At 66.9% G+C, this 26,532-nt stretch carries 23 protein-coding genes, 1 tRNA gene and 1 riboswitch; of the genes, 13 read left to right on the forward strand and 11 right to left on the reverse strand.

Features of this window, described 5'->3' with window-relative positions; translation table 11 throughout:
* Nucleotides 1-140: 140 nt before the first annotated feature.
* Nucleotides 141-887, reverse strand: coding sequence for a GNAT family N-acetyltransferase (locus HMPREF9058_RS12035; protein WP_009407631.1), 747 nt, complete (start codon nt 885-887; stop codon nt 141-143).
* Complete coding sequence (glp, locus tag HMPREF9058_RS12040) at nt 887-2,098, reverse strand: gephyrin-like molybdotransferase Glp (RefSeq protein WP_009407758.1); 1,212 nt, start codon at nt 2,096-2,098, stop codon at nt 887-889. The genes HMPREF9058_RS12035 and glp overlap by 1 nt, the downstream gene beginning before the upstream one ends.
* Before the next feature lie 95 nt (nt 2,099-2,193).
* Between glp and HMPREF9058_RS12045 the strand changes: the two genes are divergently transcribed.
* From HMPREF9058_RS12045 to mscL, 3 genes are all read left to right on the forward strand, one after another.
* Nucleotides 2,194-2,856 (forward strand): 5-formyltetrahydrofolate cyclo-ligase, encoded by a 663-nt coding sequence (locus HMPREF9058_RS12045; RefSeq protein ID WP_043538392.1) that lies wholly within the window; start codon nt 2,194-2,196, stop codon nt 2,854-2,856.
* A gap of 112 nt (nt 2,857-2,968) precedes the next feature.
* Nucleotides 2,969-3,934, forward strand: a complete 966-nt coding sequence (locus tag HMPREF9058_RS13225) for an SAF domain-containing protein (RefSeq protein WP_254654156.1) — start codon at nt 2,969-2,971, stop codon at nt 3,932-3,934.
* Between the two features lie 102 nt (nt 3,935-4,036).
* Nucleotides 4,037-4,429, forward strand: coding sequence for a large conductance mechanosensitive channel protein MscL (gene mscL / locus HMPREF9058_RS12050; protein ID WP_009407648.1), 393 nt, complete (start codon nt 4,037-4,039; stop codon nt 4,427-4,429).
* A gap of 686 nt (nt 4,430-5,115) precedes the next feature.
* Here mscL and HMPREF9058_RS13885 read toward each other — a convergent pair.
* The 8 genes from HMPREF9058_RS13885 to HMPREF9058_RS13655 all read right to left on the reverse strand — a co-directional run bounded on the left by HMPREF9058_RS13885 (nt 5,116) and on the right by HMPREF9058_RS13655 (nt 15,892).
* Entirely contained in the window at nt 5,116-5,442 is a 327-nt protein-coding gene (locus HMPREF9058_RS13885; RefSeq protein ID WP_239653364.1) for a hypothetical protein, read from the reverse strand.
* A gap of 70 nt (nt 5,443-5,512) precedes the next feature.
* Complete coding sequence (locus HMPREF9058_RS12060) at nt 5,513-9,826, reverse strand: hypothetical protein (protein ID WP_009407468.1); 4,314 nt, start codon at nt 9,824-9,826, stop codon at nt 5,513-5,515.
* 219 nt (nt 9,827-10,045) lie between these two features.
* Nucleotides 10,046-10,118, reverse strand: a tRNA-Arg gene (locus HMPREF9058_RS12065).
* Nucleotides 10,119-10,219: 101 nt separating this feature from the next.
* Nucleotides 10,220-11,158: a universal stress protein gene (locus HMPREF9058_RS12070; RefSeq protein ID WP_009407622.1), complete on the reverse strand. Its 939-nt coding sequence runs from the start codon at nt 11,156-11,158 to the stop codon at nt 10,220-10,222.
* Between the two features lie 235 nt (nt 11,159-11,393).
* Nucleotides 11,394-12,212, reverse strand: coding sequence for a C40 family peptidase (locus HMPREF9058_RS12075; protein WP_009407554.1), 819 nt, complete (start codon nt 12,210-12,212; stop codon nt 11,394-11,396).
* Nucleotides 12,213-12,215: 3 nt separating this feature from the next.
* Nucleotides 12,216-12,378: riboswitch (cyclic di-AMP (ydaO/yuaA leader) on the reverse strand.
* 449 nt (nt 12,379-12,827) lie between these two features.
* Nucleotides 12,828-13,499, reverse strand: coding sequence for a metal-dependent transcriptional regulator (locus HMPREF9058_RS12080; RefSeq protein WP_003788968.1), 672 nt, complete (start codon nt 13,497-13,499; stop codon nt 12,828-12,830).
* A 263-nt stretch (nt 13,500-13,762) separates the two neighbouring features.
* Nucleotides 13,763-15,097 carry an MFS transporter gene (locus HMPREF9058_RS12085; protein ID WP_009407702.1) on the reverse strand — a complete coding sequence of 445 codons (1,335 nt, stop codon included), beginning with the start codon at nt 15,095-15,097 and terminating at the stop codon, nt 13,763-13,765.
* Nucleotides 15,098-15,646: 549 nt separating this feature from the next.
* On the reverse strand, nt 15,647-15,892 hold the full coding sequence (locus HMPREF9058_RS13655) for a hypothetical protein (protein ID WP_175284729.1): 246 nt from the start codon (nt 15,890-15,892) through the stop codon (nt 15,647-15,649).
* A 22-nt stretch (nt 15,893-15,914) separates the two neighbouring features.
* Here HMPREF9058_RS13655 and HMPREF9058_RS12090 point away from each other — a divergent pair, with 22 nt between their 5' ends.
* The 10 genes from HMPREF9058_RS12090 to HMPREF9058_RS14045 all read left to right on the forward strand — a co-directional run bounded on the left by HMPREF9058_RS12090 (nt 15,915) and on the right by HMPREF9058_RS14045 (nt 24,599).
* Complete coding sequence (locus HMPREF9058_RS12090) at nt 15,915-18,203, forward strand: Tox-REase-5 domain-containing protein (RefSeq protein ID WP_254654157.1); 2,289 nt, start codon at nt 15,915-15,917, stop codon at nt 18,201-18,203.
* Between the two features lie 59 nt (nt 18,204-18,262).
* Nucleotides 18,263-18,874 (forward strand): hypothetical protein, encoded by a 612-nt coding sequence (locus HMPREF9058_RS12095; protein WP_009407643.1) that lies wholly within the window; start codon nt 18,263-18,265, stop codon nt 18,872-18,874.
* Between the two features lie 131 nt (nt 18,875-19,005).
* Entirely contained in the window at nt 19,006-19,542 is a 537-nt protein-coding gene (locus HMPREF9058_RS12100; protein ID WP_009407737.1) for a DUF6301 family protein, read from the forward strand.
* 548 nt (nt 19,543-20,090) lie between these two features.
* Nucleotides 20,091-20,351 carry a hypothetical protein gene (locus tag HMPREF9058_RS13890; protein ID WP_254654158.1) on the forward strand — a complete coding sequence of 87 codons (261 nt, stop codon included), beginning with the start codon at nt 20,091-20,093 and terminating at the stop codon, nt 20,349-20,351.
* Between the two features lie 13 nt (nt 20,352-20,364).
* The gene (locus tag HMPREF9058_RS12110; RefSeq protein WP_009407601.1) at nt 20,365-21,006 is read left to right on the forward strand and encodes a hypothetical protein; all 642 of its coding nucleotides are present in this window, start codon (nt 20,365-20,367) and stop codon (nt 21,004-21,006) included.
* 120 nt (nt 21,007-21,126) lie between these two features.
* Nucleotides 21,127-21,663 (forward strand): DUF6301 family protein, encoded by a 537-nt coding sequence (locus HMPREF9058_RS12115; RefSeq protein ID WP_009407796.1) that lies wholly within the window; start codon nt 21,127-21,129, stop codon nt 21,661-21,663.
* Between the two features lie 39 nt (nt 21,664-21,702).
* The gene (locus HMPREF9058_RS13545; RefSeq protein WP_009407616.1) at nt 21,703-22,266 is read left to right on the forward strand and encodes a DUF6301 family protein; all 564 of its coding nucleotides are present in this window, start codon (nt 21,703-21,705) and stop codon (nt 22,264-22,266) included.
* Between the two features lie 196 nt (nt 22,267-22,462).
* On the forward strand, nt 22,463-22,912 hold the full coding sequence (locus HMPREF9058_RS13550; RefSeq protein ID WP_139019051.1) for a DUF6301 family protein: 450 nt from the start codon (nt 22,463-22,465) through the stop codon (nt 22,910-22,912).
* 19 nt (nt 22,913-22,931) lie between these two features.
* The gene (locus tag HMPREF9058_RS13555) at nt 22,932-23,489 is read left to right on the forward strand and encodes a DUF6301 family protein (RefSeq protein WP_009407710.1); all 558 of its coding nucleotides are present in this window, start codon (nt 22,932-22,934) and stop codon (nt 23,487-23,489) included.
* Nucleotides 23,490-23,507: 18 nt separating this feature from the next.
* Complete coding sequence (locus tag HMPREF9058_RS14045; RefSeq protein WP_009407731.1) at nt 23,508-24,599, forward strand: Tox-REase-5 domain-containing protein; 1,092 nt, start codon at nt 23,508-23,510, stop codon at nt 24,597-24,599.
* A gap of 338 nt (nt 24,600-24,937) precedes the next feature.
* Here the strand turns inward: HMPREF9058_RS14045 and HMPREF9058_RS12130 are convergent, their stop codons facing one another.
* Nucleotides 24,938-26,428: an NCS2 family permease gene (locus HMPREF9058_RS12130; protein ID WP_175284737.1), complete on the reverse strand. Its 1,491-nt coding sequence runs from the start codon at nt 26,426-26,428 to the stop codon at nt 24,938-24,940.
* Nucleotides 26,429-26,532 lie beyond the last annotated feature (104 nt).

Here is a 26,532-nt window from a genome sequence, read left to right on the forward strand (position 1 = left end):
ATGAGTCACACCCGTTTCTTCCGCCTCCCTGACCACGTCGTGACCGACCGGCAGACAGCCTGCGTGAACGCGCCGTCAGCACCCCCGTCACTCCCCCCGCGAGCGCTCGCCCTCACCTCAGGGGGTGCCGTGAAAAACCGTCACCCGCGCGCGAGTCGCTGCTCGAATCCGGCGCCTTCGGGCCCGTGGACCTCCTCGGCGAGGGCCGCGAAGGAGACATGGTCGGCCCAGGCGCCGTTGATGTGCATGTAACCGCGACGCAGCCCCTCCTCGCGCAGCCCGAGACCGCGGCACAGGGCCAGGCTGCGCTCGTTGTCGGGGCGCACGTTGATCTCCACGCGGTGCAGCCCCACCGGCCCCAGCAGGTGGTCCAGGACGAGGGCCACAGCCAAGCGCATGATCCCGCGTCCCTGCCAGGGCGAGCCGATCCAGTAGCCGACCTGGGCGCTGCGCGTGGCCCCCCAGATGATCGGGTCGACGGCGATCTGCCCGGCGAAGGCTCCGTCGACCTCGACGACGAAGGGCATCGCCTCGGCAAGCCTGGCCCGGCGCGTCTGGCGGCGCAGGAAGACGGGGAAGGTGCTCAGCGTCTCCCCACCACCGGCCGGCAGGGTCGCCTCCCAGGGGGCGAGTCGGTCGTTGTCCGCCAGCCGCAGCTCCTTCCAGGGCTTCTCATCCTCGGCTCGCAGCTCGCGCACGGCGACCCGGGGGCGCCCGGGCGACCTCGCGGCACCGGACGCCGGCCCCTCCTGGGATCCTTCGGGCTCAAGGCGCACTGGCCACGTGAAGCGCGCCGGCGTCCCGGCCCCGAGCAGCAGGCCGGCGACGGCCCGCCGCAGCTCCCCGCCGAGGGAGTCGGCTGGCGTCGTCGGGGCCGAGTCGGACATCAGGCGTCCAGTAGAAGGCAGTGGAGGGTGTCGCCGGCCACTACGGTGCTCGTGTCCTCGGGCACGACGGCGATGGCGTTGGCCTCGGACAGGCCGTGCAGTCGGACCGTGCCCGGCGGCGTCGTCGGCTCGGCGCGGTATCCGCGGGAGGGCGATCCGCTGACGTGCACGGGGACGAACTCGCGCTTGCCGCTCGGGGAGTGCCAGCCCTCGGAGATGGTGGCCGGCAGGCTGGAGCGGTGCAGGGAGGTGCGTCCGGCGATCTGGCGCAGGACTGGGCGCACGAAGGTCTCGAAGGCGATCTGGGCGCTGACCGGGTCGCCGGGCAGGCAGAAGATCGGGGTGCCCTCGACAGTCCCGACTCCGAGCTGGCGGCCCGGGGACATGGCGACGGCGTCGAAGCGCACCGAGCCCAGGGGGGCCAGAACGTCTTTGACGGTGTCCCCCTGACCGACGCTGAGCCCCCCGGTGGTGATGAGGACGTCGGCGCGAACGAGCTGGTCCTCGATGGTGTCGGCCAGGGCGCGCAGCTCGTCGGGGACGGCGGCCACCCGGAAGGCCTGGCCGCCGGCGTCGGTGACCGCGCAGGCCAGGGCGTGGCCGTTGGCGTCGAAGACGTCCCCGGCCTCGCGGGACTGGCCGGGTTCGACGAGCTCGTCCCCGATGGAGACCACGACGACGCGTGGGGCGGGGCGCACGCGCACCCGGTGCATCCCGAGGCCCGCCAGGAGGGCCACATGGCGGGCGCTGATGCGCGAGCCCCGGGTGAGGACGGTCGTTCCGGACTTCACGTCCTCGGCGCGGCGACGGACGTTGTCGCCGGCCGCGGCGGCGTGGTGGATGGTGACCCGGGACTCACCACGGTCGGTGTCGGTCCAGGGGATGACGGCGTCGGCTCCCAGCGGCATGGGGGCGCCGGAGTCGATGAGGACGGCGGCCCCGGAGACGAGGTGGCAGGGGCGCATGTCACCGGCGCGCACCGCATCGACGACGTCGAGCACGAGCGGGTTGTGGCGATCGGCCTCGGCGACATCCTTGGCGATGACCGCATAGCCGTCCTGTCCGGCCAGGTCCACGGCCGGCAGGTCGATTCCGGAGACGACGTCCTGGGCCAGGACGCATCCGACGGCGTCGGGCAGGACCACGTCGAGGGGCGCTGCCGCCTGGGCGATCTCCAGGCAGGCGGCCAGGTGCTCGGCCACTGTTCTCATGACACTCAGGTTACCGTCAGGTTGACGACACGCGCCGTGCCCCGCCGGGACGAACGATTCAGGTGCAAGGTGTCATCACCTGCGAGGATGGGGCCATGACGACCGGCGCGCTGGACCTTCCCGATACGAGCCGACTCGAGGACGACGATGCCAAGGACGAGCTGCGCAAGGTGCTGCGGGCTCACCGTCGCGCCCATCATCACCACCCGACCCAGGGGCACACGGCGGACTGCGAGGCGTTGACCGAGCACGCTCTGGAGGCGGTGGCCGGCGCGCAGAGGGTGGCGGCCTTCGTGTCGGTGGGGGCCGAGCCCTGCACCCGGCTGCTGCTGGAGCGGCTTCACGAGGGCGGCGTCCAGGTCCTGCTGCCGGTGCTCGGCCCTCGCCTGGCGCGCTGCTGGGGACTGTTCCAGGGCAGTGCGGACCTGGCGGAGCGGGCCCCGAGGCGTCCTCCGGAGCCCAGTGGCCCCAGCCTGCCGGCCGACGCGGTCGGCCAGGTCGACGCCCTCATCATTCCGGCACTGGCCGTGGACAGTGCCGGGCGCCGTCTGGGACAGGGCGGCGGCTGGTACGACCGGATGCTGCCGCTGCGCTCCCCGGAGGCCCATACCTTCGCCATCCTCCACCCCGAGGAGCTGGTGCCCGGGCCGCTGCCGATGGAGGAGCATGACGAGCCCGTGGACGCCGTCATCACGGCCCAGGAGTGGTTCCTGCTGGCTGCCGGCTCGCCGGCGCACGCCATGTCACCGGAGTCCTGAGCCCACCGACGCCGCCGGCCTCCGGGGGCCACAGGCTCACCGGAGGCGACCCCTGTCCACAGCGCCGAGGAGCGGGCGTGCCAGGCCGCCGCCGGCCGCCGACCCTGGTGGCATGAGAGCTCGCCATGGACTGCCCCATCGCCCCTCCCTCAGCACCTCGCGGGAGCCTCACGATCCCCGAGGAGGGTCGTCTCGCTCCTTCGCACCCGACTCCCGTCCGGCCCGTCCAGGCAGGCCGGCCAGGTGGGTCGGGGGCCGCCCCTCGCTCCTGCTGTGGCGACATCGCCACCTCGTGGTGGCCCTCTGCCTGGGAACCGCGGTCCTGGTGGCCCTCAGCGTGCTGCGACCCGGCCCCCAACGCGGGCAGCAGGTTCTTGTCGCCTCGCGCACGATCAGTGCCGGGGCGCTTCTCACCGACCGGGACGTCTCGATCAGCACACTTCCGATCGGAGCTCTCCCCCAGTCCCCGTTGACCTCCACGGAGCAGGCGGTGGGAAGCCGGGCGGCCATCTCCCTGGAGAAGGGCACGGTACTGACGGCCTCGATGACCAGCGGCTCCCTGGCCCAGCAGCTGGGAGACGACGAGCGACTGGTCCAGGTGGCCATCGACGTCGGCGCCGAGCTGGCCCGCCCCGGCGCACGGGTGGACATCATCGGACAGGCCTCCGAAGGATGGATACCGCCGGGGCAGAACGACGCCTCTCAGGGCGGGACGACGCAGAGTCCCGGAGAGCAGTCCGAGTCCCCCACCGCACCGAAAGACCCGGGGAACACCTCGACAACGAGTCCCACTGGAAGCCCCGACGCGCCTTCTTCACCAACCGACCAGGGATCACCAGGATTTCAGGAGTCTTCTCTGAGCATTTCCCAAGGAATACCTGTCGCGCCTTTCGAAACTCGCAGCACAGTTCTCTGTTCTGGAGCCCGAGTAGTGATGATTCAGCAGGTCGGAGAGGGTGGGCAATGGACAGGACACAAGAAAGTAACACTTATCACACTGGCTATTCCTGCAAGTAGCGCTACTCTGGTAGTTGGCGCGGCTACGAATAGCACGCTCGGCATTGCGCTGAGCCCGTAATGCCGCTGCGACGTCTTACGCGAATGATAAGACGCTCTCAATTCCAGCCCCCGATGGCGCACCCCCGGCAGACGTCTGCCCGCGCCGCTAGAAAGGATCGCCATGATTAAGGGATTCAAGGAGTTCATTGCCCAGGGCAACGCCCTCGAGCTCGCCGTCGCCGTTATCATCGGTGCCGCGTTCAAGCCGATCGTCGACGCCATTACCGACGTCATCATGACCATCCTCGGTCAGATCATCGGCCAGCCGAACTTCGACTCCGTCGGTCAGTTCAAGATCACCGCGAGTGCCACCGAGTACGTCCAGCCCGGCACGATCGTTACTGCACTGGTGAACTTCCTGCTCGTGGCCGCGGCCGTCTACTTCGCCATCGTTCTGCCGATGAACAAGCTCAAGGAGCGCCTGGCCAAGCAGAAGGCCGCCGACGAGGCCAACGAGGTCACCGACGTCGAGCTGCTCACCGAGATCCGCGACCTGCTCGCCACCAAGCGCTGAGGCCCGCAGCGATCTGAGCATCGCATCACCGGAAGGCCCCGCCGATCATGAAGATCGGCGGGGCCCTCCGCTTTCCTGCACCGCAGCATCATGTGCTGCTCATGACTACTGGAGCTTTCGGGCGTCACGACATCTGAGACAGAGGCCGGACGCGCACTCCTGAGATCGCTTGCTCGCCTCAGCCCGAGCGGACGTGGTCGTTCATCGATACTTCGGTGGTGTTCTGCGTGTACTGCACGAGGGCGGGGTGCTACTGGAGGAGGGTCGGGAGTACTGCAGGTAGGTGGGGCCCTCGTGCAGTACGCACAACCTTCGGCCAGTAGACCCCGACCCTCGTGGAGTAGACCGACTCGGGGCAGGATGAGGGGCCGGACCGGGAACTGGGCGTCGAACCATGACCTTCCAGTCCCACGCAGGCATCAGAAGGGGCTAGGCAGGAAAGGCGAGGCCGGCCCCGAGATGAGGACATCCGGCCCCGCCCCCAACCCCACGGAGTCAGTCCCGACGCAGTCCAGTGTCCACAGCGCTGACATCAACGATCCCGCCATCGAAACGCCCAGTGAGAATCGTTGGAATGCTGCGGTTTGTCTTCGGCGTGCAGCGCCGATGCAGGGTTGATGTCAGCACCATGGACACCGGCGAGCCGACAGGCCTCCCCCATCGGCCCACCATCACCTCCAGGACGATCAGCCCCAGTGAGGGGGCACGTCGCGTCGGAGGCGGGCGTCATTGGAGCCCGCACCGCCGGGAGCAGGGGCGTCGAGGCCCTCTGCGGGGCCGCTGAGGGCGTCATGCTCGTAGTCCGCCCGCGCCAGGTCCTCCGGCCTCTGACCTCGGGCCACACGTTCCTGGTCCCGGGGCGAGAGGGCCACCACCCGACGACGACGCCGCGTACTGCCCCGCTCAGACGTCACGCCTCCGTCTGCGGCGGGTTCCGTCTCCGCGGCCCGCACGCGGCCCGATCCACCGGTCACGGCGGCGTCATTCACGATGTCGTTAACACCGTCACTCACGGCATCACTCGCGGCATCACTCACAGCAATACGGTCGTTCACTGCGTCATCCAGTACCGCTCGGGCGGCTTCAGCGGGTGCGTCGCACGGCGTTGGCCAGGACCGCGTCGATCCCCGAGCCGCGACGGCGCAGAGCCAGTGCGCTTCTCAGCTCCTCGACCTCGCCGGCCTCGGAGCGATTGACGCCGTCGGAGCGGATCCAGGCCATGAGGTCATCGAGCTGGTCGTCGGAGTAGGCCTGCAGCGGCAGCCCCTGGGCGATGCGGGGGCGCTCGGTGCGCTCGTGGGCCTCGGCGGCCTGCGGCTCGGGCGCCTCGGGGACGGCACGCACTGAGTCGTCGACTCGCTCGGGCACGGCCTCCATGTCCGGGGCAGCCTCGCCCTGACGCTCCACCAGGACGGCCAGGACGAGTTCCTCGACGGCCTTCGCCTCGGCCTCCGGGTCCACGAACACCCCGGCGGAGAAGGCCATGTGGACGCGCCACCCGCGCCGCTCAAGGCGCTCGACGCGGTGCCGGTCGCGCCGGCGCAGGCTGGGCTCGCTGATGTAGTCGACGTCGTCGGTCAGGACCGCCACGAGCAGCTCGTCGGGGTAGTCGGGGTGGCCGATGGCCAGTGGGATGCGCACGCCGCCATCGGTCCCGTAGCGGGGCACGACCGACAGGCCCTTGCGCCACAGGTGCTCGGCCAGGTCCACCAGGAGCCGGTCGGGCACCTTGCCGGCGGAGTTTCCGGACTGGGAGGAGTCCTCGGCCCGGGCCAGGACCTCGCGCAGCAGGCGGGCCCCCGGGGCGCGCAGCCGGTCGCGGTCGATATCTGCGGCCGCCAGGCAGGAGACCACCTGGGTGCTGCCCCGCGAGGCGCACAGGGCCTCGACGAGCCCCACCATGCCACTGTGGTCCGAGACGGGCCCGAAGTTGTGGATGGTGCGCCCGTGCGGGGTCTTGGCGTAACCCACCGAGATGATGATGTGGTCGCGCTGCAGGGCACGGGCCTCAGCCAGCTCGACGACGGTGAAGGGCTCGGCCGCCCCGGGGGCGAAGAACTCCTCCAGTGCGGGGGCGCCGGCGGCCGCCCGGGTGATGGCCGAGCGCAGGGCGTCGGCGTGCAGGCGGTTGAGGGCGATGACGGCCAGGGACTCCTCGGGCCGGGTCAGGGCCCGGTCGATGACCATGTCGACGACGCGGGAAACCTCGGCCTCCACTGTCTCGACCGCGGTCTGCCCGGGGGCCGGCATACCCCGCCCGTCCACGAGCTCCAGGGTCAGGGAGGTGTCCCCCGGCGGGGAGGGCACGGCCTCGACGACCCCCTCATAGCCGTTGGCCGCCAGGAAGGAGGCGATGCCGGCGTCGAGGCTGTTGCGGGCCGTCGGCAGGGTCCGCGAGGGCAGGAGCGGGCCGAGCTCGGCGGCCAGGCCGGTCGTGGCGCGCCGGGAGTCGCCGACGACGAGCACCTGCTCGGCGCGCACGAAGGCGGGCAGCACCTGCGGGACGGGCATGGGCGTGGAGGCGTCCAGCACGGCCAGGTCCACCACTGCGGTGGGCGAGAAGATCTGGGGCACGAGCGTGGGCGGGACGATCCAGATCGGCCGGGCCAGCAGGGCCATGGGGTGGGCGTCGATGATCTCCCGCAGCGGGACCCCGTCCTCGCGGGCCAGGGCGATGTACAGGGCGCGCGCGTCGGCCTTGTCCTGCTCGACGGCGGCCCGCACCCGCCGGGCGCAGGCCTGGGCCACAGGGCCGGACAGGGAGCGCGTGTGGGCGGCGTCGAGCTCGCGCAGCGAGACGGCCATCTGGGACAGGGCGCGCGCGTCGAGACCGCCGAGGTCGGGGTCGGCCGTGAGGATCTGCGCCAGCAGGGAGGACCACCAGCAGTAGGTGAGCTCGGGCTCGAGCTGGTCGGTCTCGACGCCGCGGGCGGCCATGTCGGCCACGAAGTCGTTCAGTCCCAGGGTCTCGAGCTCGGTGCGGATGCGGTTGACCTCGGGGAGCTTCTGAGCGGTGAGGTCGTCGGCGGCCAGGGAACGCGCCAGCTCCAGGAGATCCTCCAGGGGCATCTCCATGAGCACCGGGGAGTCCTGGGCGCGTCCCAGCAGCGGCTGCACCTCGGCCACGGCGCCGCGGGCCCGGCCGGCAGTGCGCCGCATCTCGTCCAGGCCCTGGGGCAGGCGGGGCCAGCCGCCGTCGGGGTCGTGGCGGCGCCACACCTCGCGGCGGCGCTGGACCTTGACCAGCTCGGCGTGCAGGTCGTCGACGACGCGGCCCGGACGCACCAGGTCATTGGCTTGCCGTGTGAAGCGCCGGCGCCGCGAGCCGTCCATGTGGATGCCCCGCTCGTCGCGCCAGCGCTTGGAGGCGGTGGCGATGACCATGTCGGCGGCGGAGCGCTCGAAGACCTCGGGCAGGAAGACGTCCAGGGACTCGCGCACGCCGTCGAACATGTCGAGCTGCTCGATCCACTGGCCCAGGTTGCGGGCCCGGCTCAGGCCGGTGGTGCGGGCGACCACGGCCGTGTGCTCCTGGATGGTGGGCAGCAGGTCGTTGGCCAGGGCGCGCAGGTGGACGAGCGCGTCGGTGGCCTCATCCATGTCCTCCACCGGGATCCCGTTCCAGGCGCTGGAGGAGACCTCCGGGGTGAACAGTCCCAGGGTGTGCCCGCGGCGCAGGAGGGTCAGCGCCTGCTCCCGGCCGTCCTCGTCGAGGCGACCCAGGTGCTCGGCGTCGATGCGGGCCCGGGTGGTTGCGCGGTCGCGCCGGCTGGTGAGCTCGGCGAGCTTCTGCAACGCCTCGTAGGCGGAGACCGACCAGGGCTCGCGGGGCCGGTGCAGGGCGCGCACGTAGCGGTCCAGGCGGGAGCGGACCGAGGTGAGGCGGTCGCGTGAGGCAATGATCCCGGCGACGTCGAGCTGGGGCGGCTGGACGCCCAGGCTCTCGCGGATGCCCTCGGAGGCGTGCTGGCGCCAGGCGGCGTCCTCGGTGAGGTCCAGGACCATGGATCCCAGGCCCTCCTCACGCAGGGCGGCCGCGACGGCGTGCCCGTCGGCGCTGGTGGCGGGCACGTGCAGGACGGTGCGCCCGGAGGCAGCGGCGTCGGCGAAGACGGCGGCCAGGGTGCCGGCGACGTCGGAGCCGGGGGGCGCGTCGATGAGGAAGCTCGCCCCGGTGCCCACCGCCTCGATGACGTCGAGCTGGGCGGGCTCCAGGTCGCCCACGCCGCGCTCGGCGCCGGGGACCCGGTCGGTGGGGACGGCGGGGGGAAGCTCGACGCTGAGGGCCTCGCGGGCCCCCTCGTCCCCGGCGATGGCGGCAACCAGGGCGGAGGTGCGCGAGCGCTCCAGGACGGCGTCGAAGTCCTCCACCAGGGCCTGGCCGGGGTGGACGAAGGCGCCGACGACGAGGCGCTCGTGAATCTCGAAGCCGGGCAGGAACTGCCGGCCCAGGGCACCGATGCGGGCCAGGGCCGCACGCGGCGTGAAGCCCGCCGAGGACAGGGCGGCGCGGGCGATGTCCCCGATGTCGGTGGTGCACTGGTAGCGGCGCAGGGCGCGGGTGAGGACCGGGTTGACCTCGATGGTGGGGTCCAGGGTGAGGGTGGCGTCCGCGGTGGCCGTGGTCAGGCGCACGGGGCGCAGCAGAACGGGGGCGTTGACGGTGCGCACGCGCGGGGCCGAGGGGGCCTCGGGGACGGTCAGGCCGGCGGCGGCCAGGGCGTTGCGGGCGGCGTGCTCGGCGGCGATGCGCTCGACGTGCGGGATCTGGGCGGTCAGGTCCGCCTCCGGTGAGGCGCCGTCGGCCAGGTGGATGCTGCCGTCCTCCTCGCCGTCCTCGGGGACCGTCTCATTCCAGGTGGCCACCCCGATGGCCAGGTAGACCGGGGCGACGCCGAACTGGCGGGCCAGGACATCGGTGCGCGCCGAGACCTCGCGCAGGGACTGGCGGGCCTCACCCAGGGCGTTGCGCTCGCGCACGATACTGGACAGGTTGGTGGGGCGGCCGGCGTAGAGCTGGGCCAGGCCGGAGGGGTGGGCGGCGGTGAGGTCGACGACGCCGTCGAGCAGGGAGATGTCGTCCAGGCTGGCCACGCCCCCCAGGTCCACGAGCTGGCTGCGCCAGGTGGACAGAGCCGTGTCAATGCGTTCGCGCCGCTCGACGTCCGCCGCGCTCAGCGGCGGTGCGGGCGCGGGGCGAGCAGGGGCGGGAGGCTCCGGTGCGGGAGCGGGCTCGGGCTGGCGCGGTGCGGCGGCCACAGCCCCCAGATCCGCGGCGAAACGCCTTCGGCTCGCGGTTTGATCCGAGCCGGCCGAGGATCGGGCACCCTTGCGTTCATCCTCCCGCAGGGCAGCATCGCGCCGTTTGCGGCCGAAGGAGAAGAACGAAGGCGTCATATGCTCAAGATATAGGCCGATCGACCCTTGGGCGTGGAGACGCACCGCGGCGTGGCACGCCCCATGGGCCGGCGTCGGCCGGCGCCCGCCAGCACCGGTATCTGCCGGCCGGCATCGGCCGACGCGCAGTGCGCCAGCCACCGGCGTGCAGGGACACCGGGTGGAATCGATCGGGTCCGTCGGGCGGCGAGGCCTGCCGAGCGGACCCGGTGGTGTCAGTGCCCTCGATTGGATTCGAACCAACGACACCCGCTTTAGGAGAGCGGTGCTCTATCCCCTGAGCTACGAGGGCCTGGAGGGAAGACTACCAGCGGATCGCCCCACCCATGACCACTCGGGCCGCGGGGTGGCGCCGCGGCGAGCGGAGGCGTGCTCGCCGCGGCAGGTGGGGCCTCAGGCCCGGCCCCACGGGGTGGAGGTGCGCGAGGTGCGCCGCTCCCCCTTGGCGTGGTGCGTCGGCGCGACCAGCACGGGGCAGGAGGCGTGGGACAGGACGGCCTGGCTGGTGGAGCCCAGCAGGAGACCGGAGAAGCCCCCGCGCCCACGCGAGCCGACGACGATGAGGTCCACGGCGGTGGAGAACTCGGCCAGGAGCTCGGCCGGATTGCCGTCCAGGGCGTGGCGGCGCACCGTGACGCCCTCGTGGCCCTCGAGGGCCTCGTTGATGGCGCGGTCGAGTCCGGAGCGGACGTCGGCCAGGACCTGCTCGCGGTCGACGGCGGCCGGCAGCCAGGCCAGCGCCCCGGCCCCGGAGGCCATCGGCACGGCGGCGATGGCGGTGAGCTCGGCGCCCCACGCCTCAGCCTCGGTCACGGCCCACTTGAGGGCCCGGCGGGCCGAGGAGGAGCCGTCGACCCCGACGACGATACGGCGCACCGGCGTGTAGTCGGCTCCCTCATTGTGCTGGGGCACGACGACGGCCGGGCAGTGGCTGTGCGCGGGAAGGGCCGAGGAGACGGTTCCCAGGAGCCGGTCGGCGAAGCCGCCACCGCCCCGGGTGCCGACGACGGCCAGCGTCGCCTCCTCCGAGAGGTCGACGAGGACCCCGGCCGGGTCCCCGGTCTCCAGGGAGGAGGTGACCGCAACGCCGGACTTCTTGACGCGCTCGACGGCCTCATCGATGACGGCCTGGGCACCGGACCTGATGGCCGAGTCATCGAGCGCCGCGTAGCCGCCGTCGAGAGAGGCGGTGGTGAAGGAGGGCAGGGAGTAGGCGCACAGGATGTGGACGCGCCAGCCCTGACACTCAGCGCGCGCCACGGCCCAGTCCACTGCCGCCAGGGACTCCGGTGAACCATCGACTCCAACGAGGACGACATTGTCATCAGTCATGGGATCTGCCCTTTCTCGAGATCACGGTCTACGACCCTAGGAACATTCTGCCCCGAAAAGGGGTGTGGGGACCACCACATGAAGGGCTTGTCCTCGTTTTGCTCCCTTGAGATGCCCCGTTGACCGGCAGTGACCGGCGTTGAGCGGCATCGACCGACCCCACCCTCCTGACACGCCGTGAGGGGCGAGCGCCTGATGGCGCTCACCCCTCACGGTGAAGACTTCAGCGTTGGTATCAGCCGACGCGGACGAAGCTCGGGGAGTCCCAGAGGTCGCGGTAGACCACACCGGTGTCCTCGCTGCCGGCGTCGATGACCTTGCCGTCACCAGCGTAGATGCCGACGTGGCCGGGCCAGGTGACGAGGTCGCCGGGCTGGGCCTCAGAGGCGGACACCGGGGTGCCGGACACGGCCTGCTCGGAGGAGGTACGGGGCAGGTTGATGCCGACCTGGGCGTACACGTACTGCGTGAAGCCGGAGCAGTCGAAGGCGCTCGGGCCGGAGGCGCCCCACACGTAGGGGGAACCGACGTACTGCATGGCGATGGCCACGACAGAGGAGTTGGCGGCGCCGGTCGGCGCAGCGGCCGGGGTGGCCTGAGCGGCCTGCGTGTCGGCGGCAGCGGAGTCAGTGCCCTGGTCAGCAGCAGCCGGGGCGGCGGCCTCGGAGGAGGTCTGCTCGGCCTGGGCGGCGGGGGCCTCGGGAGCGGCGGGCGCCTGAGGAGCCGCAGGGGCGGGGGCAACGGCCTCCACCTCAGGTGCGGCCTCGGTGACCCAGTTGACCTGAGACATGGTGACCTGCTGGCGGGCGGCCAGGGCCTCGCGAGCATTGGCGGCGAAGATGCCGACCCCGGGGGTCACGCCGGAAGCCTCGATGGTGCCGGAGGAGGTGACCTCGCTGTGGCCGGCGGCGTTGGCTCCCGAAGCCATCATGGTCAGGGCGAGGCCGGACGAAGCGGCGACAGCCAGACCGCGGCGCGCGGTGGGAGCAAAGTCATCCAGTGGGGTAAGGGCGCGGGTGGCTTTGCGGTGACGTGCGGTGGTGCGTGAGGACATGAATGCTTTCTCCTGTTGAGCCGACGAGGTGAGCTGTCGGGTTCGGACTGGAGACGTCCGGCCCGCAGATGCGGGCTTCACCCCAAGGCCGCTTCGGCTGTTCGCCTGGGCGACCGGTAGTTGGTTCCCCCGTTCCTGCCACTTGAGTTGTTGGTTCCACGAGCCTCAGACCGAGCGGCAGGACTAAGCCCCGATCCGAGACATCACCGAGACGGTTGTCTGCGGCAACGACCTGAACGCTACATGACAGACCCACGCTTCGTCACGGCCAGTTGTCACACACTCTTGTGAGCCGAAGCACTATGAAGCACTTCTCGCTTTTATCCATATTGCCCCAGGGACCTCAGTCCATCGGCGCACTCACAACAAGAACCGGAAAAGCGCGAGATGACGCGGAAAAATTGCATGGGCCTCGACGGAGCCCCAACATAGGCCCTCTGTCCCAGCAACTATGGGACCCCACAGCGAGGGAGTTCGGACGACTGTCACACCGTCACCGAGACGGACCCCACACATCTCACTTCCTGAGACAGATAACACCCTTGAACCCTCTGCCTGCACAGGGTGTTTTCAGGCTTCCTTGAGGGGGCTGACAGGCAGGTCGAGCGTCGGCGCTCAGCGCCGCACGAAGAGGTGGCGGGCGACGTCGTCGGCCAGGACGACGGGATCACCGGAGGACCCGACGAGGCGCACTCCGCCGGCACTGACACGCAGCTCCACCTCGGCCCCGGCGACGATCTGCGCGTCCTCGAGGCCGGCGAGGAGCTCCGCGTCGGCCTGGATCGGCTCCCCGATGCGGCTGATGACGGCCGTGACGGTGTCGCGTCCGGCGAAGCGGTCCACACTGACCTCATCGGCGGAGGGTCGCGGGTGCTCCGCGGTCCGCGGCGGGACGGGGTTGCCGAAGGGGTCGGTGGAGACGTCGTCGAGAATGTCGGCGAGGCGCTCCTCGACCTGCTCGCTCATGACGTGCTCCCAGCGGCAGGCCTCGTCGTGGACGAATCGGCGCTCGATGCCGATGACGTCCAGCAGCAGTCTTTCAGCGAGCCGGTGCTTGCGGATCACGTCGGTGGCACGCCTGCGGCCCTCATCGGTGAGCTCCAGGGAGCGGTCCTCGGCAACCTTGATGAGACCATCACGCTCCATGCGCGCCACCGTCTGGGACACCGTGGGACCCGAGTGGTCGAGACGCTCGACGATGCGGGCACGCAGCGGGGGAACGCCGTCCTCCTCAAGCTCATAGACGGTCTTGAGGTACATCTCGGTGGTGTCGATCAGCTCGGTCATGGGGTGGGCTCCTGCTTGAGGTGGGTTACCGCGGACATTCGATGCCTTCGGAAGGGCTCGCTCACCGAACCGCGTTCCTCGCCAGGATAGGCGTCACCCTGTGATGTGGGCCAGTACCACCTGAAAGCGCGCCGATCCTCGGCTGGGGAGGATTCCCCAGTGTCAGGGAGATGCGCCACGGGTAGCGTACGTATTACTCGTTCAGAGCCCGGTGCGGTCCGGTCGTGCGGTGTGAAGCGGCGTCCGGTGGGTGTCAGTCGACGCTAGTCGGCGTCGTCAGCGCGGGTCTGCTGCGGGGACTGCGGCGGCTTCGGTGGTGTCGGTGATTTCGGCGCGGCCCGGAGGTAGGGGCGGGTGGAGGAGTAGTGCAGGGACAGGTTCCAGTGCCTGTAGCTCCAGGCGGCGGCGACCAGCGCGGTGAGGACGGCGCTCAGACCGCCGACCGCTATCGCCGTGCGCGGCCCCCAGGTGTCGGCCACCCAGCCGATGAGCGGGGAGCCGAGCGGCGTCGACCCCAGGAAGAACATCATGTAGATGCTCAGGACGCGCCCGCGCATGGAGGGCTCGGTGGTCATCTGCACGGTCTGGTTGGCGCTGGTCAGGAGGGTCAGGACGCACAGACCCACCGGGATCGTCATGACCATGAAGGTCGGATAGGTGGGCATGACGGCCAGCAGGAGGGTGAACACCCCTAGGGCGAGGGCCGCCAGCACGACGGTACGGGGGCGGGGGTTGCGACGTCGGGCCGCCCACAGGGCACCGGAGAGGGAGCCGACGGCGAAGACCGAGGAGACGGTGCCGTAGGCGTCGGACTCCAGGCGGAAGACGGTGCGCACCATCGCAGCCATGGTGACCTGGAAGTTGAGGGTGAGCATGGAGACGACGGCGACCACGGCGATGATGACGACCAGATCCGTGCGGCCGCGCAGGTAGGTCAGGCCCTCGCGGAGCTGGCCGGCGGCGCGGCGGGCGCGGGGCATGTCCACCAGCTCGCTCACGCGCATGGCGACCAGCGCCACGGCCGGGAAGACGAAGGTGGCGGCGTTGACGGCGAAGACCCAGCCGGCGCCCACCCAGGTGATGACGACGCCGGCGAGGGCCGGTCCCAGGAGGCGGGCGGCGTTGAAGGAGGCCGAGTTGAGGCCCACGGCGTTGGACAGGTGCTCGGCGGGCACCATCCGGGCCACGAAGGTCTGGCGGGCGGGGGCGTCGTAGGCGGCGGCGACGCCCGTGAGGAAGGCGGCCAGGTAGACGTGCCACAGGTGGGCGGTGCCGGCGAGGACGTCGACGGCGAGGACCGCGGAGACCAGGCCCATGGCGCTCTGGGTGAGGATGAGGAACCTTCGCTGGTCGACCCGGTCGGCGACGAGGCCCGCATGGGCGGACAGCAGCAGCATCGGGAGGAACTGCAGGGCCGTGGTCAGGCCGGTGGCGGAGGCGGAGTCGTCAGTGAGGACGCGCAGCACCAGCCAGTCCTGAGCCACGCGCTGCATCCAGGTCCCGGTGTTGGCCACGAGGGCGGACAGGAACCAGATCCGGTAGTTGTGGAATCTCAAGGAGGCGAAGATGCCACCGCCGGGGCGGCGCGGTGAGGTCATGCGGGTCATGTCCTGACGTGGTGACGACGTGGGGCGGGTTGACGAGTGTCAGGGGTGGTGCCGGACGGTGCCGCCCAGGCGACGAACGCCCCATCTGAGAAGGGTAGCCCTAGAGGCACCAACGATTCCCCGCGGTGGGCGCCACCCCTGATGACGACGAAGGACATGGGATGACGGGAAAGCCGCCACACTCCCGGCCGTTTGGTAACAAACTGGTCACGCCGCTGAACGGCTCATGAGAGAGGGGTGGGCGTTGAACGATAACGGCCAGGGATATGTGCCGGGCTCATACGGCCAGGAGCCTGAGCAGGAGCGGCAGCCCCGGGGTAGGCACGCGGCTCCGGAGCGGACACGACGAGGACGACATGCAGCGCCGGCGCCGCCCGACGGGGGCGTCCCCGTCGAGGAGGCCGGCCGGTCTTCCGCCCCAGTGCCTGGGGCACAGGGTCCTGGCGGCCATGGCGGAGCGCCGGGTGCGTCGTACGGGATCATGCCGGGCTCCGGTGGCGCCCAGACCGGCCACCCGTCCGGGCCGACGGCGGCGCCCGGCTACGGTCGGGTGGCGCCGTCGGAAGGTGTTCCGGCCGGTGCCGTACCTCCTGCTCCTGCGGCGCCCCCGGCCTCGACGGGGCAGTACGGGCTGATGCCCGCGCAGGCGACGACGACGAGACCTGGGCAGCCGACGGCGGGGACAGGGCCCGCGATGCCGACGACGACGGGGCCAGTGCCGCCCTCGGGGCCCGCGCCGGTCGCCGCGCCCCAGGCGTTTCCGGCCGCGCCGGCATCGCCTTCCACTGACCGTTCGGCCGCGTCCTCGTTGAACCTGGACGGGGCGCCGGTGCGCCTGGAGTGGTGGGAGCGCCTGGGCGGCTTCCTTCTGCAGTTTCGGGCCTTCCGCGTCCTGACGCGGGTCCGGATGGTGCTGACCTGGGTGAGCCTGCTGATCGTGGCGGTGACACTGGCCGTATCCCCACTGGCCAGGACGGTGCTGGGCGCCTGGATCGGCTGCTTCTGGATCGTGGCGGTCTGCTTCTGGCTGGCGCGGGGCAAGACCGTCTCCTGGGGCATGACCTCGAGTGTCTTCGCCCTGTCCATGCCGTGGGCCGGGGCCGTTGGGTGGCTCTCCTTCCAGGTCGCCGCCGCGGCGAGAGTGCCGGTGGACCATGCGGCCTCGCAGGTCGTGATCGCCAGCGTCGTCGAGGAGCTGGCCAAGCTCGCCCCCATCTGTCTGGTGACGGTCATCGCCCCGGGGCGGGTGCGCCGGCTGCTCATTCAGGACTGGCTCGTCCTGGGGGTCGCCTGCGGGGCGGGCTTCATGGCGGTCGAGGAGGTCGCCCGGCGCCTGACGTACGTCCTCGGAAACACCCCGGGGTTGCAGCTGTCCAAGGCGGTATGTCCCGAGGACCCAGAGGGAATCATCGAGTGCATACACGCTCATACCTTCAGCCTTTGGCCGTTCGCCGACGCGTTCCCCGGCCCGGTGACCTATGCGGGGCACGCCATTGTCACCGGCCTGGTGGCCGTGAGCATCGGCTTGGCGCGGCACCTGTGGTGGCGCGCGAGGCACCATCACCCCGCCTTCGGGGTCGCCCTGCGCTGCATGGCCCTGGGGCTGCCCCTGGGTGTGCTGTGGGTGGCGATCGTCGACCACATGGCGACGAACTCCACGACCGCGAGCACCAACTGGTTCACGGGCGAGCGCGTCGTTAAGGCTTGGGGCGCTACCAAGGGTGAGGCTCCCTGGCCGATCGTCGGGACCACGAGCAGCATGGCTGGTTCTGGTCAGGGCCGGGGCTGGCTGCTCCTGGTGATGCTCGTCGTCGCGATCCTCCTGGATGCCCGGGTGATGCGCCTGGGCGGCTACGCGCGCACGCTCGCCGGGCCGGGTGGCGGGCCGGGCACGCCCCAGGGACCGCCTGGTGGGGTGGCGGGCAGGTGGGGCGCCGACGTCGTCGAGGCGGCAGCCGCCGCCAGGGCCAAGGCCCACCGGCTCAGGCTCGCCCTGGCTCAGGCGGCCACATCCCGCCGCCCCCGCCTGTTCCTGCAGGCCTGGGCCGAGCATCGCATCGCCCGCGATCTGGCCGCACGACGAGCGCTCGACGCCGGTCCCCACCGCTGGGCCACCTCGGCCCTGGCCGCGGCGGCGGCCCTGGCCGGAGCCTGGATCATCTACACCGTCGTGCCGCCTGTGGTGACCGAGCTCAATCAGCGCCTCAGCGGGCTGCCCACCTTCTGGTTCGCCGGCATCCTGGATATGCTCGCAGCGGTCTGGGAGTCCATGAGCCCCACCGAGAAGGCCGCCCTGGTCCTCTTCGGCGCCGCCGTCGTCTTCCTGTCCGGGGGCACCCTTGGCCTGGCCTTCAGCGTGGGACTCGGGATCGCCACCGCACTGGACGCCGCCCGCCCCACCGCCCAGTTCATGCGGGACCCCTGGGGCACCACCGGCCACTACCTGGACACACACAACGACCTCGAGATTGCTGCCGACGCCGGCCTGGCCGCCATGGCCATCATCCCCGGAGGCAAAGCCCTGCGCGGCGCCGGCTATGCCGCGAAAACCGCACAGGCCGCCAAACCCGTCAAACGCTTCGCCCGCGCCCAGGCCCACAGGGGCCTCAACCCCCGCGCCGGCATCCACTACCCCGGGCTGCGCACCCCCAGACCCGGACGCTCCGACGGGGGACCTGGCCTGTGGGGAGAAGGGAAGAACTACGGCTCACCGCGATCCCAAGCCTACGAGGAGCAGATCACCAGAGTCCCCATCGAACAGTCCTATATCGTCAACGGCGTCGAGTTCGACGGCTACGACGGCTTCGCCCTCATCGACGCCAAAGGCCCCGGCTACGCCAACCCCATCAAAGGAGACTGGTCGAACGAACCAAAAAGCACCTATAAGACCGACCCAGAAACAGGAGAGGTGAAACGTGTCAAGAAAGGCCTGCTTCAGATGGGAAAGGACCAGGTCAAGGCCGTGCGAGCCACCGGCACCGACACCCCCATCCAATGGCACATTGCAGAAAAAGAAACCTTCGACGAGCTCTTCAATCGACAGAAGTCAGGCGAGTTCCCTGCCGAGATCGAGCTCTTCCACACACCACCCAACTAATATCTCAGACAACCAGCACCGCAAGGAAAGGAACCACGACCATGGAATGGAGCCTACACATGAGGCGGCGAGCTCTTGGTGACCCGGTATCGGAGGGGCGTCGGGTGTGGGAGTGGATCCAGCGGGTCAGGCCCCTGCACCCCTCCCTGGACCTGTGGCGCCCCACCGCCGACAGCCCCCAGGAAGCCGAACAGGCACCACCCATCACCCAGGACTACCTCCTCCACTTAATCCACGGCGTACAAGCCATCTCCGACGATCCCGACTTCGGCCTGGCCCCAGCCTTCTCCGGACGGATCGGCCAGGGCAACAAGCTCGAACTGAGTTTCAACACCCCCACCCCAGGCAGCGCCGGTGTGAGCCTGATGATCGGCGAGGCTCTCGGGGCCGCCCTGGATACCAGCGAGGCGTTCGCCGACACCCTCATGTACACCACCGCCACCATCTTCACCCCCAACACCATCGGAGCCCTGACCCGTAAGGACCACCCACTCAACCCCACCCCAGAGCCCTACAATTACATCCCAGGTTGGAAGATGTTCTTCGCCTCAGACTCGCCCCACTACCAGCGCGCCACCCAGCTGGCCACCAACATCGCCCCTGTGGGCAACGGCGCCATCTTCACCTTCGGCACCCCCAACACCTACCCCACCATCCTCGAGCAGTGGTGATACCCAACCAGCATGCGAGGCCCCGAGGTACGGCCAGCTGGTAACGCTCCCAAACAGAACAGACACCCGGCCTGGCCTTAGTCGCCAGTCTAAGGCCATCCAGACACATCACCTCCAACAGGTACGAGGTCATGAACGCCTCTAAGACCAACAACGACCCCACATTCCGAATCTACCCAGTGGAGCAGGGGGTGGCAATCATCCGAGCCATCGCCGAGCACAGGTGGCCCATGCACCTCAACGAGGCCTTCGCCCTGCGAGACCAGTTCGGATGGAAACCAGCCCCTGACAACGGCCGATTCTTCACGACCCCAGTCAGCAACGGTGAAGAGGATGGCTTCATCGGTCTCGATACCACCAATAGCACCCTAGCATCCAAAATTAACTTCAGCATGAGCACCCGACTTCCCGAGGAGACTCCACCCGAAATACAGGCCATGACCCAGAGCGTCTATGACTCTTACGTCGAAACACTCAACGCACTGTACGGAGCAGGGGACTCCGACCCCGACCCAGAGGTTGCGTCAACGCAGTGGCTCCTACCCTCACGAGCAAGTGTGGTCATCGCCGCCACCAGCGGCCTTCTGTACGCATCCATCGACTCTCCCGCTATGACAGACCTGACCGAGGCGGAGCAGCGCTACTTCGATGAAGGCGGAGAGATATGACGACCTTCCCCAAAGCACCCGCCCACATGGCAGGAGAATCATGAACACCCCACCAAGCATTCTGGACTACAGCCGGTATGCCGATACTCCTTTCTACGCATACACCACCGAGCAGATGATCACTACCGTGAGAACCCGGACCGAGCAAATATAGTCCACCAGCAGGGTTGGACACCCTTACTCCTTGAGGATTACTCAAGGGGTGTATGTGAATACGGGGCTTATGCACAGATGCCAGCCTCGACTAGTCCTATGAATAAGCTTCGGCGACCAACACTCCCGAAACTGTGACACACCTAGGAAACAGAGCAGGAAAATCCCTCGACCCCAACATCACCTTGACTGTTTACGTAATTCCACGACACCTTGACGCAGAGGAAACCATGAGTGTTAGCTTCTTATTTCCAGAACTTAGCGCAACGGGTATGATAATAGACGCAAATAATTTCCTTCTCGAGTCCAACAAAAGATGGCCTGGGAGTAGGGTCCTGAGATGGAGAGAGTATGAGCGCGATACTGACGTCGACATCATCATCAACCCTGAGGACATGGCAGTCACCGTCAGTCATTTTCGCGACAATAAGCTTATCTCCGCTGATGGCGCATTAGATTGTGAGGAGGCTGCCGATATCGCTGCCTGGGTTCGCTCACTGAACCCCGACCCGAATCTGGTGCTGTGGTTCACTACCAGCGTCTTCGACGGACACACCATCCTCACCCCCGGCATCACACCTCAACAGGTCATCGACCAGTGGGTCAACCACGCAGAGCACGACCCCTACATCGAGTACCCCCAGCACTTCCACTAAAGGAGCAATATCCATGAGGTGGGACCTCAGTTTCAAACGGCAGGCTCTTGGTGACCCGGTATCGGAGGGACGTCGGGTGTGGGAGTGGATCCAGCGGGTCAGGCCCCTGCACCCCTCCCTGGACCTGTGGCGCCCCACCGCCGAAAGCCGTGAAGAAGCAGAACAGTCCCCACCCATCACCCAGGACTACCTCCTCCAGTACATCCACGACGCTCAAACCACCTCGCGCTACCCAGACTTCAGCCTCGCCCCAGCCTTCTCAGGACAGATCGGACAGGGCAACAAGCTCGATCTGAGCTTCAACATGCCCACCCCCGGCAACGCCGGCATCGGCCTGATGACCGGAGAGGCGCTCGGGTCTGCGCTGGACGCCAGCGAGGAACTGGCCGACACCCTCATGCACACCACCGCAAGTATATTCAGCCCCAACATCATTGGAGGCCTGTCGAGAAGCGACCACCCCATCAAGAACCTCAACAGAGATAAGCCCTACCCCTTTTTCTACGTTCCGGGCTGGAAGATGTTCTTCGCCTCCGACTCACCCCACTACCAACGCGCCACCCAACTGGCCACCAACATCGCCCCCGTAAGCAACGGCGCCATCTTCACCTTCGGCACCCCCGACACCTACCCCACCATCCTCAACCAATGGTGAACATGAAACCTCTGCAGGCCACAGCCCAGTTACGTTCCCAAACAGAACAGACGCCCGACCTAACGTTGACCGCCAGTTCCAAGGCCATCCAGACACTTCTCTTTCAACAGGTACAAGGTCATGAACACCCACCAGACCAACAACGACCCCACATTCCGAATCTACCCAGTGGAGCAGGGGGTGGCGATCATCCGAGCCATCGCCGAGCACAGGTGGCCCATGCACCTCAACGAGGCCTTCGCCCTGCGAGACCAGTTCGGATGGAAACCAGCCCCCGACGACGAAACCATCTTCACTACCCCAGTCAGCAGCGGCGACGAAGACGGCTTCATTGGCATAGATGTCGAAAACAAAAACTTAGCCGCAGAAGTTAGATTCAGATTGAGTTCTCGACTCCCACAAGATACTCCACCCGAGATACAAGTGAGGATTCAGAATGCCTACGCCTCTTACATCAGTGCATTCAACTCGTTATACGGAGCCGGGGACTCAGAGTCCGACCAGGACGTGGCAATCACGCAGTGGTATCTGCCCTCTCGAGCAAACATGGCCATCGCAGCCACCAGACGATTTCTGTCCACCACCATCGAATCCCCTGCTACGACAGACCTTGCCGAAGCACAGCAACGCTACTTCGATGAAGGAGGAGAGATGTAAAAGCTTGCCCAGAACACTCGCCCACATGGCAGGAGAATCATGAACACCCCACCGAGTATTCAGGACTACAGCCGGCATGCCGGCACTCCTTTCTACGCATACACCACCGAGCAGATGGTCACCATCGTGAAAACCTGGGCCGAGCACGCCTGGCCCATCACCCTCGCTGAGGCCTTCACACTCCGCGACCAGTACGGTTGGATCCCCGCCCCTGGCGACGGCACCTTATTCAGCACCCAGGTGAGCAATGGGGAGTTGGACGGAGCTATCACGAAAGATATTAAGAACGGCAACCTAGTAGGCAGCATCAACTCCAGAATGACCACCAGAGCCCCTATCGAGCTAAAGTCGTCGCAGATATCCTCCATCACACAGTCCATATACACAAACTATCGAAGCGCACTATCGGCGCTATATGGCACGCCCGAAGACGACACCTACAGCACCGGGCCATATTCTACATGGACGCTGCATAGTAATGTGTCGATAACCCTCTACTCTGTCGCGACTTTTATTAAGATCAAAATCTGCTCTCCCGTCGAAACAGAAAGTGAAGCGTTATGGAAATACTACGAGAACGAGTACGGCCCCGACATCCCCTAATCATCACCGAACACACGCATATGACCCCAACCCTCATGACCAACTCACACTGATTGGTTTTAGTGCAACACCTCTGTGAGGTGACAGCACCATGTCATAATGCCACACTGAGGAGACTACGGTGAACAGTGCGATAGCAATTCGAGACTACAGTAAATCGGTTGGCACTACGTTTTATGCTTACCATCCAGATCAGATGGCAGCTATCATCAAAGCGTGGACGGAGGCCCCTTGGCCTTTGACCATGCAGGAGGCTTTCACATTACGGGACCAGTGCGGATGGACTGCCTCTCCCGGCTGCTACTCCTCTTTCTGCACTCCAGTCAGCAACGGAGAGCCCGACGGTCATATCCTCATTAACTATGGCGACCAAAGCCTTACTTCAGGTGTTGACGTCATGGTCACCACACGTGCCCAGCTTAGATTTGGGGAGATAACAGCAGCGATAACAGGCTCAATCTACAGGGAGTACCTGAGTGCATTCTCATCACTTTACGGAAACCCTAAGGAAAAATACGAGGAAACTGGACTGTATGTGGACTGGATTCTCCAGAACGGATCCTCCGTCTTTCTTTCACCGGGAAGTACTTTCATCGAGGTGTACGTCCGATCACCAGAAGCAACCGTGGACGCGATACTTAGCTGATAGCCGATAGGAGGCCTGTATGGACAACCTCTCCGTCACGAGCAGCAACAGAAGTTTTATGGATCTCGAAGCCTCCGTCTACTCCGCCGACGACTTAGCCGCTTTGGTGAAGGTCTGGGCCGAACAACTCTGGCCCATCAGCAGGGAGAAAGCCCTCACTCTTTGTAGTCAATGCGACTGGGTGGTCATGCTGGGGCAAGATGAGGTATTCGGCACCCCCTTCCCTTACGGGAGCACCGACAACGGGACCGTCCGATTCGATTCATTGAATCCAACCATAATATCTGGTGTCGACGTGGAACTCACCCCCCGCGTTCCCGATGAACTATTATCAATCACAACTCCTATCGTCAATAGAATCTACAGCGACTATCTGAACGCCATATCAAACCTGTACGGAAAGCCCAATACCTTCAACAACGAAGCCGGCCAGTGTTGCACTTGGACACTTCCACATCATGCCTCGCTGGCTCTCATCCTCAATCAAACATACCTCAAGATGCGCATCCACTCTCCCGAACAAACAGAAAGAATCTTGCAGGCCATTCATGGCCTCGCAGACCATCGGCGCAACTGAAAGCAGTCCACATAATTCATGCGCAAGAATATTGATGCCCACGGAACCAATAACGACCTAGAAGCCACACTCGCACGTAATCTGTATTACAAAGAGCAGGTCACCAATGTTCCTGCAGAATACTATTACCACGTTGGGGACGTGTCCTTCGATGGATACCGGGATGGTATTCTCGTCGACGCCAAAGGTGAGGGGCTACTCAAGTTCATAGAGACGAACTGGACGGCCTCAGTTTATGGAAATGGTGGACTCGTTGACTCGGCACTGAGGAGACTTGAAGCCGTCCACAATGCGGGAGCCACAACCCCCATCCACTGGCACATCGCGGAACACGCCGCATTCAAGCACCTCAGCAACTTGCAGACAGACGGCTTCTTCCCATCGAGAATCCGCCTTGTCGACAGTCCTCCTGATTACCGCAACTACCCCACTCATCGTCCATCACCAGGTCACTTACAGCCATCAATCATGAGGTGGCGTCTCACCATGAAGCGGCAAGCTCTTGGTGATCCAATCTCAGAAGGTCGCCGAGTCTGGGAGTGGATACAGCGAATCAGATATCTGCACCCATCTCTCGCCCTGTGGCTCCCCACCTCAAACAGCCACCAGGAATCTGAGCAGGCTCCACCAGTCGACTTAGAACTCCTCCAGCATCGCATCTATCAGTCACAAACCGTTTCCAGGTTCCCTGAATTCGGTCTCACTCCTGCGTTCTGTGGACAGATCGGTCAGGGCAACAAACTCATGCTGACTTTCAACATGCCCAACCTTGGCCATGCCAGCGTGGAACTCATGATCGGCTCTGCACTCGGGAATGCTTTGGATGCCAGTGAGGACCTCGCTGATGCCCTCATGCACACAACCGCGGAATTATTCGGCCCCAACATCATTGGAGGATTGACACGAAGCAATCACCCCATCAGGAACCTCGACCGCGACGGCCCAGCCCCGTTCAACTACAGCGACGGATGGAAGATGTTCTTCGCCTCCGACTCACCCCACTACCAGCGCGCCGCCCACCTGGCCACCGCAACCGCTCCCGTGGGCAACGGCGCCATCTTCACCTTCGGCACCCCCGACACCTACCCCACCATCCTCAACCAATGGTGAACACCCAACCGCTGCGCGCGGCCCGCTTCAGTCAGCAAGCAGAACCGCCGACTCCGCCCCTCGTCGACCTCCGAAACACGTGAAACGCCCCCTTGGCCGGGGGCGTGAGGCGCGGGTTGAGAGGAGCGGAAAGTCGCCCGCAGAAACAGGAGTGTCCATAGCTGCAGCAAAGGGAACTCAACGACGCTCACCTCACCAGCAGGAACCGCGGAATCATGCGGTTTGCCTCCGAAGGAACGAGGCCGTTCGCAGCCTTTGCTGCAGATATGGACACTGACACCGTCATCACCCAATGAGGGACGGCCTCCGGCGCTTCCGTCGGAGGCCGCCGGCCCTCGTCAGGACACGCCGAGGATCGCCTTGATGGGGGCGAGGGTGAAGTAGACGACGAACATCGCGCAGGCCACCCACATGAGCGGATGGATCCTCCGCGCCCGCCCCTGCGCCACCTCGATGACCAGGTAGGCCACGAAGCCGGCCCCGATCCCGTTGGTGATCGAGTAGGAGAAGGGCATCATGATGATGGTCAGGAAGGCCGGCAGGGCGATCTCCGGGGACTTCCAGTCGATGTCGGTCACCTGCATCATCATGAGGAAACCGACCACCACCAGCGCCGGGGTGGCCGCCTCGTAGGGGACCATCTTGACCAGCGGTGCGAAGAACATGGACAGGGCGAACATGCAGCCGGTGACCACCGAGGCCAGGCCCGTGCGGGCCCCCTCCCCCACACCCGCGGCGGACTCCACGTAGGAGGTGTTGGAGGAGACGCCCCCGACACCACCGGCGATGGCGGCCAGGGAGTCGACGACGAGGATTTCGCGCGTCTTGGGCGGGTTGCCGTGCTCGTCGAGCAGGTCGCCCTCGGCGCCGATGGCGACCATGGTGCCCATCGTGTCGAAGAAGTCGGCCAGCAGCAGGGAGAAGACCAGGAGGATCACCGAGACGATCCCGACCTTGTGCACACTGCCCAGCAGACTGAAGTGGCCCAGCGTCGACAGGCTCGGCAGGTCCACCGGGAAGCCGTCCAGGCGCGGCTCGGACAGGGACCAGCCGGTGAGGTTGTCGGGACCGGGCATCGTCTCGTCGTTGTAGGGGCCCAGGTGGGTGACGGCGTCGATGATGATGGCCAGGACCGTGGCCGAGGCGATGCCGATGAGGATGGCGCCGCGGACCTTGCGCACGTGGAGCACCACCATGAGGAAGAGCCCGAAGAGGAAGACGAGGACCGGCCAGCCCTGGAGGGAGCCGCCCAGGCCCAGCTCCAGGGGTGTGCCGCCGCGGCGCACCATCTTGGCGTCCACCAGGCCGATGAGCGCGATGAACAGGCCGATGCCCACGGAGATCGCGGTCTTGAGCTGGTCGGGGACGGCTTTGAAGACGGCCTCCCGGAAACCGGTGAGCACGAGGACAAGGATGATGATGCCCTCGATGACGATGAGGCCCATGGCGTCGGCGTAGGTCATGCCCTGGGTGCCCACGAGGGTGTAGGCGACCATCGCGTTGATCCCCAGGCCCGCGGCCAGGGCCATCGGGTAGTTGGCGACGACGCCCATGAGGATCGTCATGACTGCGGCGACGAAGGCGGTGCCTGCGGCGAGCTGGGCCTCGGTTCCCGGGGGACTCGCCTTGGATAGGATCGCGGGGTTGAGGACGAGGATGTAGCTCATCGAGAAGAAGGTGACGATGCCGCCACGGATCTCTCGGGAGATGCTCGAACCGCGTTCAGTGATGTGGAAGAACCGATCCAGTCGAGAGACCTGACTGGGCGAGGACGAAGATGAGGACTTCGTCGGGGTACGTGTGCTCACGGCGGCATTCTTCCAGATCATCACGCGCTGAGCGAAACTGAGCGCTGTCGTCACCGCTCCCACCGGCGCTCGCCCCATCGCTTAGACCCCGGAATTACTGTCACACCCTCGTGGAAGGATGGTCG

Origin of the sequence: Actinomyces sp. oral taxon 175 str. F0384 (genome assembly GCF_000223355.1) — a bacterium.
GTDB classification, from domain to species: Bacteria; Actinomycetota; Actinomycetes; order Actinomycetales; family Actinomycetaceae; genus Actinomyces; species Actinomyces oris.